Origin of the sequence: Natronorubrum texcoconense, from assembly GCF_900100335.1 — an archaeon.
In the GTDB taxonomy this organism is placed as follows: Archaea; Halobacteriota; Halobacteria; order Halobacteriales; family Natrialbaceae; genus Natronorubrum; species Natronorubrum texcoconense.
Window position 1 is genome coordinate 518,569 of record NZ_FNFE01000001.1, and the last position, 16,429, is coordinate 534,997.

General features: G+C 64.9%; 15 protein-coding genes. 6 read left to right on the forward strand and 9 right to left on the reverse strand.

Features of this window, described 5'->3' with window-relative positions; translation table 11 throughout:
• Window positions 1-53 precede the first annotated feature (53 nt).
• A complete protein-coding gene (locus tag BLT08_RS02475) occupies window positions 54-848 on the reverse strand; it encodes a histidine kinase (protein WP_090303198.1) in 795 nt (264 codons plus the stop codon).
• A 287-nt stretch (window positions 849-1,135) separates the two neighbouring features.
• Here BLT08_RS02475 and BLT08_RS02480 point away from each other — a divergent pair, with 287 nt between their 5' ends.
• A complete protein-coding gene (locus BLT08_RS02480; protein ID WP_090303199.1) occupies window positions 1,136-2,248 on the forward strand; it encodes a glutamate-cysteine ligase family protein in 1,113 nt (370 codons plus the stop codon).
• A gap of 59 nt (window positions 2,249-2,307) precedes the next feature.
• Here BLT08_RS02480 and twy1 read toward each other — a convergent pair whose 3' ends face one another.
• From twy1 to BLT08_RS02510, 6 genes are all read right to left on the reverse strand, one after another.
• Complete coding sequence (gene twy1, locus BLT08_RS02485) at window positions 2,308-3,339, reverse strand: 4-demethylwyosine synthase TYW1 (protein WP_090303200.1); 1,032 nt, start codon at window positions 3,337-3,339, stop codon at window positions 2,308-2,310.
• An 83-nt stretch (window positions 3,340-3,422) separates the two neighbouring features.
• The gene (locus BLT08_RS02490) at window positions 3,423-4,643 is read right to left on the reverse strand and encodes an outer membrane protein assembly factor BamB family protein (protein WP_090303201.1); all 1,221 of its coding nucleotides are present in this window, start codon (window positions 4,641-4,643) and stop codon (window positions 3,423-3,425) included.
• A 136-nt stretch (window positions 4,644-4,779) separates the two neighbouring features.
• Window positions 4,780-5,067: a hypothetical protein gene (locus BLT08_RS02495; protein ID WP_090303202.1), complete on the reverse strand. Its 288-nt coding sequence runs from the start codon at window positions 5,065-5,067 to the stop codon at window positions 4,780-4,782.
• A gap of 122 nt (window positions 5,068-5,189) precedes the next feature.
• A complete protein-coding gene (locus BLT08_RS02500) occupies window positions 5,190-5,876 on the reverse strand; it encodes an HAD-IIB family hydrolase (protein WP_090303203.1) in 687 nt (228 codons plus the stop codon).
• 123 nt (window positions 5,877-5,999) lie between these two features.
• Window positions 6,000-6,200 (reverse strand): hypothetical protein, encoded by a 201-nt coding sequence (locus BLT08_RS02505; protein ID WP_090303204.1) that lies wholly within the window; start codon window positions 6,198-6,200, stop codon window positions 6,000-6,002.
• A gap of 156 nt (window positions 6,201-6,356) precedes the next feature.
• The gene (locus BLT08_RS02510) at window positions 6,357-6,782 is read right to left on the reverse strand and encodes a hypothetical protein (protein ID WP_090303205.1); all 426 of its coding nucleotides are present in this window, start codon (window positions 6,780-6,782) and stop codon (window positions 6,357-6,359) included.
• Between the two features lie 181 nt (window positions 6,783-6,963).
• On the opposite strand from BLT08_RS02510, the gene BLT08_RS02515 reads away from it, so the two are divergent.
• Entirely contained in the window at window positions 6,964-7,524 is a 561-nt protein-coding gene (locus BLT08_RS02515; RefSeq protein WP_090303206.1) for a universal stress protein, read from the forward strand.
• A 138-nt stretch (window positions 7,525-7,662) separates the two neighbouring features.
• Here the strand turns inward: BLT08_RS02515 and BLT08_RS02520 are convergent, their stop codons facing one another.
• Window positions 7,663-8,625, reverse strand: a complete 963-nt coding sequence (locus BLT08_RS02520; RefSeq protein ID WP_090303207.1) for a DUF7973 family transport facilitator — start codon at window positions 8,623-8,625, stop codon at window positions 7,663-7,665.
• Window positions 8,626-10,170: a glycerol kinase GlpK gene (gene glpK / locus BLT08_RS02525; protein WP_090303208.1), complete on the reverse strand. Its 1,545-nt coding sequence runs from the start codon at window positions 10,168-10,170 to the stop codon at window positions 8,626-8,628.
• A gap of 306 nt (window positions 10,171-10,476) precedes the next feature.
• Here glpK and glpA point away from each other — a divergent pair, with 306 nt between their 5' ends.
• From glpA to BLT08_RS02545, 4 genes are all read left to right on the forward strand, one after another.
• Entirely contained in the window at window positions 10,477-12,225 is a 1,749-nt protein-coding gene (gene glpA / locus BLT08_RS02530) for an anaerobic glycerol-3-phosphate dehydrogenase subunit GlpA (RefSeq protein ID WP_090303209.1), read from the forward strand.
• Between the two features lies 1 nt (window position 12,226).
• Window positions 12,227-13,525, forward strand: a complete 1,299-nt coding sequence (gene glpB / locus BLT08_RS02535; protein WP_090303210.1) for a glycerol-3-phosphate dehydrogenase subunit GlpB — start codon at window positions 12,227-12,229, stop codon at window positions 13,523-13,525.
• A gap of 136 nt (window positions 13,526-13,661) precedes the next feature.
• On the forward strand, window positions 13,662-15,002 hold the full coding sequence (locus tag BLT08_RS02540) for an anaerobic glycerol-3-phosphate dehydrogenase subunit C (RefSeq protein ID WP_175529241.1): 1,341 nt from the start codon (window positions 13,662-13,664) through the stop codon (window positions 15,000-15,002).
• 2 nt (window positions 15,003-15,004) lie between these two features.
• Window positions 15,005-16,225 (forward strand): Cdc6/Cdc18 family protein, encoded by a 1,221-nt coding sequence (locus tag BLT08_RS02545; protein ID WP_090303212.1) that lies wholly within the window; start codon window positions 15,005-15,007, stop codon window positions 16,223-16,225.
• Window positions 16,226-16,429 lie beyond the last annotated feature (204 nt).

The window sequence follows — 16,429 nt, forward strand, 5'->3', positions numbered from 1 at the left end:
TAAAACCAGGTGTGCGAGCCCATCGACGGCCGGGACGTTTCGGTCGACGACTGTCACAGGTCGCGGCCGATGGCCTCGTCGATCGTCGCGACACGGTCCGGGTCTGTGGTCCAGAAGCCCTCCCAGACTCGAGGCTCGGTCTCGAGACAGACCAGCGCGGTCGCTTCGACGTCGGGGGCTGCCCTATCAGGATCGAGCTCGTCGGGCCGGTAGACGACGAACCAGGCGTCTCGGTACACCGGCTCCGTTCCGCTGCGGACGGTGACGTCGAGATCGACCGTCGTTCCGTCGTCGACGCCGTAGACGTAAACGTCGACGTCGGTCGCACTGAGCGTGTCGTAAACTTCGCGAGTACCCACCTCGTCGTCGATCCTCGAGAGTCGCTGAAACGAACTGCGCAACGTTCCCCGACCTGCAGCCCACGCGAGCTGCTCGATGTACCGGGAGACGAGGATCAACAACAGCTTCTCCTTGTGCGCCAGCGGGTAGCCGCGCAGACGCAAACGCGTGTCCTCGAGGGCCGCCAGCACGTCCGGGAACTCGATCTCGCCGAGCCCGCGCGCACCGGTCACGAACAGATCCGAGTTGATCGCCAGAATCGATTCGTAGAGTTCCATCATCCGCGAGGCGGCGACGGGAACGCCGTCCTCGAGTAACACGACGATATCGCCGTCGACGGCGTCGAACTCGTCCGCGACCGAGTCGGGGACGGTTGTCTCGACGTCGATCGACTGCGTCTCGAACGTCTCCGCGAGCATGACCTCGAGCGGACCGGGCCCGTCGGCGCTGAGAACGGCGATCGTCACGGCCGCAGGATCGGCATCCTCGATAAACGGTCGAAGCGTCACTGTCCACCGTTCTGCAGTATCGATGATAACCGTTATTGCTGCTGTGAGGACGATCCGTAAGCTGTGAATTCGATAAACTCAACTTTATTTCCGATTAGTGTGCGATCTGGAACATAAAGTCAAATAAATCGCTATTATGGGTAGATATATGAGGTATAAGCAAAGCTGCGAAAAGTTCTTGTTTCCATATGGTGCATGTGGTCGTATGACACGATATCAGGACCCCGCGGCGAAACGATTCGACTCGAGCCACAGCACGCACACGTCGCCGGCACACCGAGATCACCGTGTTGACACCCGAACCTGAACGAATACGGCGGAGCGTCGAGGTCGAATACTGGGTCATCGACGACGACGGGCGGCTGGTCGAACCCGGCCCACTCGTCGACGCCTCACCGGGAGCCGAACGGGAGTTCGTCGAACCGTTGCTCGAGATCAAGACGACGCCCTGTGAAACCTCGACGGAGCTGCGAGAGGAGCTGTTCGACAGGATCGGCGCCGTCCTCGAGCGAGCCGACGAGCTCGGCAGAGGACTCGTTCCGCTCGGCACGCCGATCGCCTTCGATGAGATTCGGGAGCTCCCGAGTGACAGAACGCAGATTCAAAACCGCGTCGTCGGCGAAAACTTCGAATACGCACGCCACTGTGCGGGGACGCACGTGCACGTCGAACAACAACCCGGCTGTGAAATCGACCAGTTGAACACCCTCATCGCACTCGATCCTGCGCTGGCGCTGCTCAACTCGTCGCCATATTTCCGAGGTCAACCGCTCGCCACCGGAGCGCGCTCGAAGCTGTACCGCTGGCTGGCCTACGACGACGTCCCACACCAGGGCTGGCTGTGGTCGTACGTCGACGACGCAGACGAGTGGAACCGCCGACTCGAGCGCCGATACGAGGAGTTCGTGACCGGAGCCACCGACGCGGGTGTCGCCCGCCAGGCCGTCGAGGCGAACTTCGATCCCGAGAGCGCGATCTGGACGCCCGTCCAGCTCCGCGAGGAGTTCTCGACCGTCGAGTGGCGCTCACCCGACAGCGCCCTGCCGAGTCAGATCGTCCGGCTGGCCAATCGGATGGCCGACCTCGCCGAACGACTCGGCGATTCCGACGTCCGTATCGAGGGCAAAACCGGCGACGTGCGGGAGGAGACGTTCGTGCTCCCCGAGTTCGATGCCGTCCTCGAATACGTCAACCAGGCGATCCGAGACGGGATCGAATCGGCCGCCGTTCGGTCGTACCTCGAGCGGATGGGGTTCGACGTCGACGCCTACGAGCCGATCGCTCACGAGTTCGAAGGGCGGGAGATAACGAGTGCGGACACAGCGCGGGCGCTCCGACTCGAGTACGCGACGCGACTCGAACAGGACGTGCGGCGGGCGACGCCGCTCAGTAGCGATTGATCGGAAGCCGTCGGCGAACCGGTCCGGTCCCGGCTTCGCGGCCGGGAGGACGGATTCGTTCAGTCGCCGGTGACCGGGTCGCGCTCCCAGAACTCGCTGTCCTTCTTCAGTTTCGGCACCCAGGTGTCTCTCGTCTTCGAGAGCAAGGCGACGCGGGAGGCCGGCACCTCCTTCACTTCCGTGAACTCGGGCATGTACTCCCCGATACGCTCGGTGAACTCGACAACCTCTTCGTGGTCGGGCATCGCCGAGCGGTCGAGTCGGCCCCGCGAGTGGCCGACGTGCATGTACGCCTTCATCTCGATAAAGTCCGGATCGGCCTGCTGGTAGAAGCCGGCGTACCAGTCGGGATGGTGCATGTTCTCGCCCTTGACGAGCGTCGTTCGGAGCACGGTTCGGGTTTCGTCCTTCTCGGCGAGGACGTCCATCGTCTCGAGGAGTTTCTCCCAGGCGTCGTCTTCCATCGCGCCGACGACGTTGTCGAAGGTGTGGCGTTCGGGGGCGTCGACGCTGACGTACAACTGCGTGGGATCGCACTCCCGGAGCACCTCGGGTCGGGTACCGTTGGAGACGAGGAAGGTCGTGATGTCGCGGTCGTGGAACGCGTCGATGAGTTCCGGCAGGTAGGGGTAGAGCGACGGTTCGCCGTCGAGCGAGATCGCGACGTGGCGCGGCTCCATCGACTGCTCGAACACCTCCCGGGGCACCTCGTCGTTGCCGCCGAAGCCGGAGAGGAGTCGCTTCTGGAGTTTCAACGAGGCGTCGACGACCGCCTCGGGGTCGTCCCACTCGACGTCGTCCATCTCGTAGGAGTGGCCCTGGTGGTCGCGCCAGCAGAAGACGCAGCGTTCGTTACACCGAACGACCGGCGTCATCTGGATGCAGCGGTGGGACTCGATCCCGTAGTAGATGTTCTTGTAGCACTTGCCCTCGCCGCGCAAGGCGTTGGCCGTCCAGCCGCAGGTCTGGGCGGCCGTGTGGTTCTCGCTGTGGTAGTCGGGACTCGAGACCTGCATCGGGCCGCCGTCGTCGCCCTCGTCGGTGTCGGCGTCGGTCCCGGCGTCGACGCCCGTCTCGGCGGAATCGCTCATGTTGCCCTCGCTTGAACGGGGGCGGACAAAAGGCGTGTGGTGTAGGTCGCCGGTGGGCCCGCGTGATCCGAGTGAGGGAGTCGTCACTCGAGGACGACCACGCCCGCTCTCGTTCCGAGGACGATGACGTCGTCGACGAGCGCGAGCGGATGCCCGGCGGAGGCGCCATCGGTTTCGATTTCCCAGCGGACGTCGCCCGTTTCGACATCGAGTGCGAACAGGTGTCCGGTCTCGGTCGCCGACTCGCTTGGGTGGCCCCCGCCCGTGTAGATTACTCCGTTAGCGACGGCGGGCGGGCCGACCGGTTCGGGAACGGTCGTCTCCCAGTGGAGATCACCGGTCTCGAGGTCGAACGATGCGACGGTACTTTCGTCGAGTTCGTCCGACCTGTTGTCGTAGCCGGTGGCGAGCAGGCGATTCCCGACTATCGCGGGAGTCGGAACGAACGGTTCGAACGGACGGCTCCAGATCGTCCCCCGTGACGAGAGTGATCTCACGGGAGCCCCGTGCCGGAAGTCTTCGTCGAACCCGCCCAGAGCGATCGTTCCGTCGACGACCGCAGGCTCCAAGGGACGGATGTGCGAATCGTACCCGTCGAGGGGGATCATCGATCGCTCGCTCGGGCGAGAGGCACCCTCCAGATCGAGCAGCCGATGTGACTGTACCGTCGTCCAGTGAAGCGTGCCGTCAGCGAGTGCGAGCGTCCCATCCCGACCCTCACCGTCGACGGTCCATCGGCGGTCACCGGTGTCTGCGTGCAGGCCGTGTAGATCTCCGTCGGCCGTGTAGTAGACCGTTCCCTCGGTCTCGAGAAACGACCGAATCCGGCTGTTGTCGGCCACTTCGTGCCGCCACACCACGTCGCCCGTTTCGGCATCTAGGGCCACGAGCGCCTCGTTGTTGGCGACGTAACACCGACCGTCGATCACGGCGAGAAAAACGACGCTCTCGTCGTCGTCCCAGCGAAGGTCCCCGTCCTCGAGCCGTCGGGCTTCGAGACCGGTACGTCCACCAGCGAAGACGACGCCGTCGGCGACGACAATACTGGTGGTGGCGTTATCCCCTGCGGCCCACCGTTCGCTCGGCTCGTCCCGCGTCGGTTGCGCCGTGGTGGAGACCAGATCGTTAGCGAACGAGCGACTCGAGCGGATCCACTCGCCGGCGTCCGGTTCGTACGACGCAGCAACGCGGCGGTCAGCCGGCGACGTGTCGTCGGACTCGCCGATGGAGAGCCGATCCGTACACCCGGCGACGCCGCTCGCGACGGCGATGGCGACCAGTGCTCGACGGCGCGTAGCGGGCATACGCTCGTCGACTCGAGGAGTGAAAATAGATCTTCCGTTGTCACGTAACTTCCGGGTGAGATCCGATCTGGGCGGTACGGACGTCCGATCGGAGTCTCGAGTCCGTCTCGGAGAAGACGCGGCTCGTCTCGATCCGCTACTCGAGCAACTCGCCCGGTTCGGCCGGCTCCTCGTCCTCGGTCGACACCTCCCGCTCGAAGCCGTAGAGCACGAGCCCGGTGTTGGCGGTCATGATGACGCCGGTCATCGGCGCCGTCGGTACGAACAGGTACAGTCCGATGCCGACCGCGAAGGGAGCCGCCACGATGGCGGCCCACAGTCGCGGCCTCGAGAACTCGACCCGGCTCGCGTCCCAGTGGGCCACGGCGAAGAGCGCGACCGTCGTCACGAGTCCGAAGACGGCGACGAGCGTGTCTGTGACCATACGTGACGGTTCGGCGGCCGAAAGAAAAGCGTTCTGAGTGACACGGCTGAGTACGCTCGAACTGTCGTCTCAGAGGCGACGGATCGCTCGAGTGGGTCTTCTGCAGTGGCGGCTACTGCAGCTTATCCAGTCCAGTGTCCCCCAACCCGCTCGAGCACCGCCAGCGTCCCGTCGGCGTGACTCTCCTCGAGAACTTCGTCGGCTGCGGCCTTCGCCGTCTCGTCGGCGTTCGCCACGGCGAAACTCCGACCGACGGCCTGGAACGTCGAGACGTCGTTGACCGAGTCGCCGACGGCGACGCACGCCTCGAGGTCGAAACCGACGTGCTCGGCGATCGTCTCGAGCCCGTCGCCCTTGTTCGGCGTCGTGTCCTTGACGTGGTAAGCGTAGCCGGTGTCGATCACCTCGAGGCCGTGCTCGGCGGCGATCTCGCGCAGCGGGCCGACGGGCTGGTCCAAGTTGACCGCGACCTCGGTCTCGCGCCAGCGGTTGACGGTGTTTTCGGCACCCCAGCCGGGGGAGTAGCCGGCAGCGCGGTAGTCCTCGACGACGGCCTGGGCGGCCTCGCGGTCGGCGGTGAAGAAGACATCGTCGCCGGTGTAGACGACGCCGCCGTTCTCGGCGACGACGAGTTCCGGAATCCCGATGAAGTGACAGAGCGCAACCGGATAGGGAAACGCCTTCCCGGTGGCGATCACGACGGGGGCGTCCCAGTCGCGGAGCGGATCGAAGATGCGCGGGTCGATCCCCCAGCCGTCGGGGCGGGTGAGCGTGCCGTCGATGTCGAGGGCGAGCGGTGGGGCGGTCATAGCTGGCTGTTGGCGAGTGCGAATAAAGATGCTGTGACCGACGGCGAGCAGCCGCTCTCTGTAGGCCGGCGTCTCGCAGTCATCGACTCGTTGGCGACGGTTCGCTTCGCCTCCGCGTAAGGCTCAGTAGTCCGGCCCGAATCGGTTGATTGCGACCGTCACCGCGAGAAACGTCACCGCCGTGAGGACGCCGCCGAGCACGGCCGCGAGGACTCGAGCCTCTAGCGCCCCGTCGGCGACGAAAAACAGGACGGGAATCATGATCGCGAGAACGAGCAGGAGGTTTCGACCGTCGCGTCTCGCGAGCTCGAGCTGGCTAAACATATGATTCAAAGGCAATTACTCTCGTAAATCAGTTGTGGTCGGTCCAGCACGCAGCGGAACCAGCGGTGACGACAGCCGAGTTCGAACCGTGGCGAGTCCGCACGTCCAACCCGTGGTGGGCTCACCCATCCGAGCGGATCGAAGTCAGCAGACTGCTCAAGCGCGGGGGAACGCCTTCGAGAATGCGACGTACGAGACGGCCAGCCCGATCCCGCCCGCAACCAGTCCGGGTGTCGAATTCCCGCTTCCGACCATGACGACGGCCGCCGCAACCGAACTGAATATCAGGGCGCCGCCGGCCGCACCGTGGTGAAACTGCGGCGACCCCTGGTCCCCGACGAGCGGCTCGCGCTCGTCGGCGGGACGGGAGAGGGTAACTCGATAGGGGATGACGAAGCGAACCCCGATACCCAGGGCGGCCGCGACGACGGCGCTGAACTCGACGTTGTTCGTCAGCACCATCGTCACGAAAAAGAACCCGAAGGTGAGCGCCATCGCGATCCACTTGCTCCACCGATCCGCCCGCTGCATGCGTTCGGCAAACTCCAGCTCGGACGGCGACTGCGATTCGGATTCCGACATGTGCCGGAGAAGGTGAGTCCACCCACATAATTGTTCTCGACCGGGGTCGGAGTTTCGGCCGAACGCTCGAGTTTCGCCTCGAGAGCCGATCTTTCCGTAAGGGCGCTTGCAATACACCCCCCAAGCTCTAATGCGCTGGTGCTGGTAGGAAGCGTCCCGAGAGTCCGCTTGGGGACGAACCATGTACACCGATATCCTCTTTCCGACCGACGGGAGCAGTGGCGCTAGCGCGGCGATCGAGCACGCGAGGGACCTTGCAGAGCGGTACGACGCGACCGTCCACGTACTGCACGTCGTCAACTCGTCGTACGTCGGCTATACGGGCGGCGATGGCGCCGAACGGTCGCCGTCCGGGATGCTCGGCGGACGCTCCGACGAGACGCGGTCCGGAATGCTCGGCGGGGATTCCGACGAGACGCGATCTGGAATGCTCGGCGGCGATCACGAAGAGCTCCGCGACGAAATTCGGGAGCGGGCGATCGAGATCGTCGAGGAGGTAGAGAGACAGTTCGAGGGAGTCGACACGGAAGGGATCATCCACGTCGGCGATCCCTATCAGGTCATCCTCGCGTACGCCGACCACGCGGATATCGATCTCGTCGTCATGGGGACCCACGGTAGACGGGGTGTCGATCGGTACCTGCTCGGGAGCGTGACGGAGAAGGTCGTTCGGATGTCCGACGTCCCCGTCGTTACGGTTCGAGACGACGCCGAGCCGCCGAAGAGCGAAGGGGCTACCTGACGGGGATCGATCGGGTCGACTTCGGCCCGAAAATAGCCGATGGCGACGGTAGCGCGATCGCGTCTGCGACCGCCAACACGGGGTCGCGCGTACTGGAAAATCGAAAAGAGCGAGCCGCCGGTGTGGGCGGTGTCGCTATCAGAGGCCGAACGTTGGCCAGATAGACGCGTCGAAGACGCCGACTGCGACCAGCAGGGTCGCGAGCAGCCCCGAGGCCGCGATACCGAACGCCGGCGGGTCGACGTGTGTCTTGCCGTGTGCGTAGAAGACACGGTTACAGACCTCGCCCATGAGCGCTCCGAAGACGCCGAAACCGAGCGCGAAGAGCATCACGATGGGCTCGCCCATGCCGGCCGAGAGCGCGCCGAACGCACCGACGGATCCGGGGAGCGTGATGTGATGGGTCACCGGGAAGTTGTCGACGCCGCAGTTGAGGAACACCAGACTGGCCGCACTGATACCGAACACCAGTACGGGACTCTCCGTGACGAGGAAGACGAAACCACCGATGAGACCGCCGATGATCCCGATCGACGCGACGCCGCTCCACTTGTACTGCCACGGCAGCCAGATTCCGGGCGCGTTCTCCTCGTCGCGCTCGGCCGGGCTCATGTCGAAGATGTTGTTCCCGTAGACTTCGCCGATGATGTCGTAGCCGAAGACGACGCGGTGGACGAGCGCCGAGACAAACACTATCAGCGCAATGTTGTCAGTTCCGAACCCGACGTAGTTGAGCAGTTCGGTGGCCGCAAACCCGAAGATGCCGAAAATCGCCCCGACGGCCAGTACGTCGATACGGTGTGTGCCGAGTGCACTGGCGATATCTTTTCCGTCGTCGAGTTCCGGATACCCCTGCTTTGCCGCGTACGCCGCTGCGGCCGCACCGCCGGCGAAGGCGATGTGTGGGCCGAAGATCGGCCCGAATCCGATTGCACCGGTGATCTCGTCTCCGGCGCCGGCGAACGCTGCCGCCTCACCGGCGATGACCATGAAACCGGTGAAGACGAACGCCGGCAGGGCACCGATCGCCGCACCGAAGGCTCCGCCGGCCAGGGCGGCCATCCAGAACACCGGATCGCCCAACGCGGTCTCGAGTACCATCTATTCGCTCCCTCCGTCGCGAGCCCAGTCGAGCGATCGGTCGACCGCGGTCTGCCAGCGGGCGTACTGCTCGTCGGCCTGGTCGCTGTCCATCTTCGGATCGAACTCGCGGTCGATCTGCCAGTTGTCGCGCAGGCTGTCGACGTCGTCCCAGTAGCCGACGGCCAGTCCGGCTGCGTACGCCGAGCCGAGCGCCGTCGTCTCGTCGACGACAGGGCGGACGATCTCCGAGCCGATGATGTCGGACTGAAGCTGACAGAGGTAGTTGTTCTTGACCGCGCCGCCGTCGACTTTCAGACTCGTCATGTCGATCCCCGAGTCGGCCTCCATCGCTTCGGCGACGTCGCGCGTCTGGTAGGCGATCGACTCGAGGGTCGCCCGGACGATGTGCTCTTTGCGCGTGCCGCGGGTCATCCCGACGATGGTTCCGCGTGCGCGCTGGTCCCAGTGAGGCGCGCCGAGTCCCGTGAACGCGGGGACGACGTAGACGCCGTCGGTCGAGTCGACGCTCCGGGCTAGTTCCGCCGTCTCCGCCGGATCGTCGATCAGCGTCAGATCCTCGAGCCACTCGATCGCCGCGCCGGTGATGAAGATCGCCCCTTCCAGCGCGTACTGGACGTCTTCGCCGGATTTCTGGAAACCGATCGTCGTCAGCAGCCCGTGGTCGCTCTCGACGGCCTCGTTGCCGGTGTTCATCAGGAAGAACGAGCCCGTCCCGTAGGTGTTCTTCGCGTCGCCGGCGTCGAAACAGGTCTGTCCGAACAGGGCCGCCTGCTGATCACCGAGCGCGCCCGCAACCGGAATTTCGGCCTCGAGGAAGCCCTCCGGGTCGGTCGTGCCGTAGGTGTCGTCGTCGCTCGAGGGCCGAACCTCCGGCAGCATCGCTTCCGGCACGTTGAACTCGTCGAGGAGTTCGTCGTCCCACTCGAGGTCGTGGATGTTGTACAGCATCGTGCGCGAGGCGTTCGTGACCTCGGTGATGTGGTTGCCCGTGAGGTTGTAGATGAGCCACGTGTCGATCGTTCCGAAGAGCACCTCGCCCTTCTCGGCGCGGTCCTGGATATCCTCGGGCCGCGAGCGCTCGAGTTTGATCGGATCGGCGTTGTCGAGCAGCCATTCCGCTTTCGTCGCGGAGAAGTAGGCGTCGGCCTCGAGACCGGTTTTCTCGCGGATGGTGCCGACCAGCCCGTCTTCCTCGAGCTCCTCGACGCGGTCGGTCGTTCGTCGATCCTGCCAGACGATGGCGTTGTGGACCGGGCGTCCGGAGTCGGCGTCCCACAGCAGCGTCGTTTCGCGCTGGTTGGTGACGCCGATGGCCTCGAGTTGGTCGGGGCTGATGCCCGCCTGCCCGAGCGCCTGCGTGATGACGCTTTTCGTGTTCTCCCAGATCTCCATCGGGTCGTGTTCGACCCATCCGGGTTCCGGATAAATCTGTTCGTGTTTTTCGTATGCGTTCGCGACGACCTGCCCACCGTGATCGAACACGATGAAACGCGTCCCAGTCGTCCCTTGATCTACCGCACCGACGTAGGTATTATCTGTCACTGGTAGTCACCCCTTGTGCTGTCCACGCGAGTTTACTGGTGGTCGCGTGATACTGGTAAACAATATCCACTATCATCATAAATGTTACTGCAAGCATAATATTGTATTCATAATAATATCATCATACCCCCGGTTTCGTTGTTCGTACGAGACACTACGACCCAGCAATAAGCGACTAAACGCGGTTTCCGATCGTAGCCACTCCATAATCCATGATAACATTCCACAATCTCTGACAGTTGTTACGGGCGTTAGCCGACCGTCGATAAAATAAAGAGTAGGGGGGCCTAGTGTACGAACGAAGGGATGGCAGACCACACCGAGGTTCTCGTTCTCGGGGGCGGTTCGACGGGCTGTGGTATCGCCAGGGATCTGGCGATGCGCGGGCTCGACGTAACCCTCGTCGAACGAGGAAACCTAACAGACGGGACGACTGGCCGCATGCACGGTCTCTTACACAGCGGCGGCCGATACGCCGTGTCGGATCAGGCCAGTGCGACCGAGTGTATCGAAGAGAACGAGATCCTCCGGGATATCGCGGGCCACTGCGTCGAGATGACTGGCGGCCTGTTCGTCCAGCGTCCGGAGGACTCGGACGACTACTTCCGAGAAAAGCTCAAGGGCTGTCGGGACTGTGGAATCCCCGCGCGCGTTCTCTCGGGTCGGGAAGCCCGCGAGGTCGAACCCTATCTCGCGACAGACGTCAAACGCGCGATCGAGGTCCCCGACGGCGCGGTCGATCCGTTCCGACTCTGCGTCGCGAACGCGCTCGACGCGGAGAACCACGGCGCACGCGTCGAGACCCACGCCGAAGTGGTGGACCTCCTGCGCGACGGTGACGACATCTACGGCGTCGAGGTGCGCCACGAGTCGGGTCCGGGCAAACGGACGCACAACGCCGCCGGAACGACCGAGGAGATCACCGCCGAGTACGTCGTCAACGCGACGGGCGCGTGGGCCGGCCAGATCGGCGCGATGGCGGATCTCGAGGTCGAGGTTCGCCCCTCCAAGGGCGTCATGACGATCATGAACGTCCGGCAGGTCGACACCGTGATCAACCGCTGCAAGCCGAAGGGTGACGCCGATATCGTCGTCCCACACGAGACGACGGCGATCCTCGGCACGACGGACGAGGAGGTCTCCGATCCGGACGACTACCCCGAAGAGCGGTGGGAGGTCGATCAGATGATCGATACCCTCTCGGAGCTCGTTCCGATCCTCGAGGAAGCGAGAACGATCCGCTCGTTCTGGGGCGTCCGTCCGCTGTACGAGCCGCCGGGAACCGGCACGCAGGACCCGACGGACATCACGCGGGACTTCTTCCTGCTCGATCACGACGACCGCGACGGCGTCTCGGGGATGTCCAGCATCGTCGGCGGGAAGTTCACGACCTACCGGGCGATGGCCGAGGAGATTTCGAACCACGTCTGCGACAAGCTGGGCGTGAACGCCTCCTGTGCGACGGCCGACGAGCCGTTGCCCGGCAGCGAGAATATCGAGACGCTCGAGGCCGGGATGGACGACTTCGGCCTCAGATCGCCGGTCGCCCGCCGAAGCAAACAGCGACTCGGCAGTCGGGCGAGCGACGTCCTGAATACGAACGAAGCGAACCCCGTTATCTGCCAGTGTGAGGGCGTCACGCGCGCGGAAGTTCAGGATGCCATCTGCCAGTCCGGCTCGGACCTGAACGCGGTCCGCATCCGAACCCGGGCCTCGATGGGCAACTGTCAGGGGGGCTTTTGCTGTGCGAACATGGCGAACGAGCTCCACCCCGAGTACGACGAGGCGACGGTTCGCGCGTCGCTCGACGAACTCTTTCAGGAGCGCTGGAAGGGCGAACGCCACGCCCTCTGGGGCGAACAGCTCTCGCAAGCGATGCTCAACTACGCCCTGCACGCGACGACGATGAACCGGGACCGAGATCCGGCGAACGAAGACGACCCGAACGCACTCGAGTACGAGGCGTTCGACAGCGGTCGACCGACAGCGGAGCCGCGCACCGACGGCGGCCGCGGCGAGCCTCGAGAGCGAGGCAGTGGCCGAGGTGATCGGTGAGATGGCGATCGAAGACGACGTGCTCGTCATCGGCGGCGGACTCGCCGGCGCGACGGCCGCACTCGCGGCCGCGGAACGGGACGTCCGAGTCCGACTCGTCACGTACAAACAGAGCACGCTGCGCCACGCGAGCGGACTAATCGACGTTCTCGGGTACACGCCGGAGGGGGAGGGCCCGATCGTCGATCCCTACGAGGCACTCGAGGCCCTCCCCGAGGGCCATCCCTACGAGCGCGTCGGCAGCGAGGCCGTCCGCGAGGCGCTCGCTTTCTTCGACGAGATCGCAGGCGACGCGTACGCGGGGTCGCACACGGAGGCGAACGCGCTCGTCCCGACCCACGGCGGCACCGTCAAGCCGACCGCGCGATACCCCGTTTCCACGGCCGACGGATTGGCGAGCGACGCTCGAGACACCTTACTCGTCGGATTCGAGACGCTGACGGATTTCGAAGCGCCGCTCGCAGCGGAGCACCTCGCAGCCGCCGGCGCGCCGTTTTCGGCCCGCGGCGTCACCGTCTCGTTCCCCGGAATCGTCCGGGACGACGCGAAGGTGACCCGGTACGCCCACCTGCTCGATCACGACGAGACGGTGGCGACGGACGACGGTGAGACCGGTGCGCGGGAGGCCCTCGCGACGATGGTACGCGATTCCCTCGAGGACGAATCTCGCGTCGGCTTCCCCGCAATTTTGGGCGACGAGCACGCCGCCGAGGTGCGAGCCGACCTCGCGGACGCACTCGGCGTCGACGTCTTCGAGGTCCCGATGGGACCGCCGAGCCTGCCGGGGATGCGACTCGAGGATCTGTTGTACGACGCACTCGAGGACGCGGGCGTCCGAACGGCGTCCGGCGTACCGGTGATCGGATACGAGACGGAAGGCGAGTCAGGCGACGAGACCCGTATCGACCACGTCGTCGTCGACCGCCACGGAGCTGAGATTCCCTACCGCGCCGACCAGTACGTCCTCGCGACGGGTGGACTGGTCGGGAAGGGCGTCCGCTCCGAGCGCGAGCGGGTGTTCGAACCGATTTTCGACTGTCACGTCCCCCACGCCGAGGACCGCTACGATTGGTTCGTCGACGACGTCTTCGGAGAGCAGCCGTACGCGCGTTTCGGCCTTCCAGCCGACCGCGAGTTACGGCCGCTCGATGCCGACGACGAACCGGAGTTTTTGAACCTACGCGCAGCCGGCGCCGTGTTAGGGGGCTACGACTTCGCGGCCGAGAAATCCGGTGCCGGCGTCTCCCTCGCGACGGGCTACGTCGCGGGGACGCGAGCCGGCGAGGAGGGTGGCAAATGACCGACTCGAGACCGGTGCGTCGATCGACCGATTCGAGTACGACCGGGCGACCGACCGATTTGAGTACGACCGGGCGACCGACCGGCTCGAGCGACCGTTCCGACAGCGACCGACGGACTGTGGTGATCTCGACTTCATGAGCGACGCAGAACAACCGACCGACGACCACGTACCGGGCGACGACGAGTTCGAACCGATCCAGGTGTTCCCCGAGGCCGAGGAGATGGACCTCCGTCCGGGTGCGGACAACTGCTACAAGTGCTCGACCTGCGACACCAACTGTCCCGTCGCGGAGGTCGACGACGAGTTCCCCGGCCCGAAGTTCCAGGGACCCGAACAGTGGCGACTCAAACGCCAGGACGATCACGACATCGACGACTCGGTGATGAAGTGTTCGAACTGCATGCGCTGTGACAGCGCCTGCCCTTCCGAGGTTCCCCTCTCGCAGATGCACAACACCGCGCGAGGGGAGTACGTCGAGGAGAACATGGACAAACTCTCCCGCGAGTACATCCGAAACCGAATCCTCGCGAACTACCGCCGTCTCGCGCCGCTCGCGGCGACGTTCCCCCGCACCGCAAACTTCGTGATGGGCCTCTCCGTGACGAAGTGGCTCGGCGAGAAGACGCTCGGAATCACGAGCGAGCGGGAGTTCCCCGAGTTCGCCACGGAAACGTTCCGAAAGTGGTGGACGAAACGCGGTGGCGCGAAAGTCGAAAACCCCGACAAACGCATCGCCTACTTCCACGGCTGCTACTCGAACTACAACACCCCCGAAGTCGGGAAGGCGCTGGTCCGCGTCTACGAGCACTTCGGCTACGAGGTCATGGTCCCCGATCAGTCCTGTTCGGGGACGCCGATGTTCGCCAACGGCATGCTCGAGGACGCTCGCCGGGCCGCCGAGACGAACGTCAGCGAACTCGGCGCTGCACTCGAGGACGGCGCGGACATCATCGCCTCCTGTAGCTCCTGTTCGATGTCGCTGCGACAGGAGTACCCCGAACTGTTCGACTTCGAGGGAACGGAAGACGTCGCCGAGAACACCTGGGACGCCATCGAGTACCTCCGGGTCCACGAGGACCTCGAGGCGGAACTCGAGGGCACTTCCGTCGAGGGAGCGGACTTCGCTTACCACGCACCGTGTCATTCACGTAACCAGGGCCTCGATGGCCAGACGATAGAAGTGGTAGACGCAATCGACGGCATCGACGCACACGACGTCGGCGACTCCTGTTCGGGGATCTCCGGCACCTACGGCTGGAAGGAAGAGAACTACGAGACGTCGATGAAGATCGGCGAGGAGATGTTCGACCACATGGAGGAGGCGGACGCCGAGACCGGGCTCACGGAGTGTCCGACCTGCTCGATGCAGATGGGTCACGGCACCGGCTACGAGATCAAACACACGCTCGAGGTGCTCGAGTCGGCGCTTCTCGGCACGGCGCTCGAATCGCCCCAAGGATCACGGGAGACATAGGAATGGATCTGGATGAACGCATCGCTCGACGGCGATCAGCGAGACAGGGGCGATCGGTCGTCGTCGACCGAACCGATCTCAGCCCGGTCGTCCACCGGTCGGATCCGGTGGGCCGCGGTCCCGTTTTGGAGCAGTTACTCGACGTGCTCGAGCCGGTGTTCGACGGCGAGTTGCCGTCGCCGATCGCGGTGGTCGGCCCGGCGGGGTCGGGAACCTCGGCTATCGTCACCGCGCTGTTCGGCGCGCTGAACGAACGGCTCAGCGAGTCGACCAGAGCGATCGGTACGACGACGCGTGCGGGCAGCACCGAACCGGTGACGTGGTTCGTCTACGTCGACGGGCGACGCGTCGAGAGCGCCTTCGCCTTCTACCGGGCTGTCCTGTCGGTGATTTCGACGGAGCCGGTTCCCGAGAGCGGCGTCGGCACCGACGAGTTACGCGAACGACTCGGGGAACGAGTCGCCCGACCGGACCGCCGCGCAGTCGTCGCGATCGATCACCACGACGAGCCAGAGACGCTCTCTTACGACCGCGTTTGCGAACTGCTCGAACCGCTGTCCGACAGCGTGTCGACCGTCGCCGTCGGCCAGCGCGCCCCCGACGACTGGTCGGACGACCACCCAACCGTCCCCGTGCCGGCGTACCGCCACCACGAACTCGTCGACGTGATCACCGACCGCGCCTCGACGGGTCTCGCGGCCGGGGTGCTCGACCACGAACCCATTCGCGAGGTGGCGATGTGGGCGGACGGCAACGCCCACGACGCGCTCGCGGCGCTGTTCGGAGCCGCCGTTCTCGCGACCGCGGACGGCAGCGAACGGATCGAGACCGAACACCTCGAGACGGCTCGAGCCGACGTCCCCGACGACGGCGTCCACCTGGATCGCGTGCTCGCACTGTCGGAAACCCGACAGCGGGTCCTGTTGGACCTCGTCGCCGTCGACTCGACCGATCGTCCCATCCGCGAGGTCGCGGCGGAGATCGCCGACCGCTCCTCGCTGACCGCGGGGACGGTCAAACGGTTCCTCTACGAACTCGCGGATCGAGGCGTCATCGAACGAGTTCCCCTCCCTGCAAACGGGAGCGGGCGGCGCCCCAGTTCCGTCGTCCCGCGATTTCCGACGATCGCGTTCCGTGCGCTGGGCCCGGTGAGAGACGATGACGACGCCGACGAGACCGGTGAGGGGAGTGTGGCCAGCGAGTCCGGTAGCGAAACGCGCTGACTCGAGTCTGTACTCGAGATCGTCGGTGTAACCGACGAGCGAGACGGCACCCGCACCGACGCCGAAGCTGGCGCCGACGTCGAAGTTGACGCCGACGGTTTCCGCGTCGACCACGGGCGAGAACGCCTCGCCGGTGAGCAGTCCGACCACGCCGTCGACGAACTCGCTCAACACGCCGGTCACGTACTCTTACTGGCCGAGAAT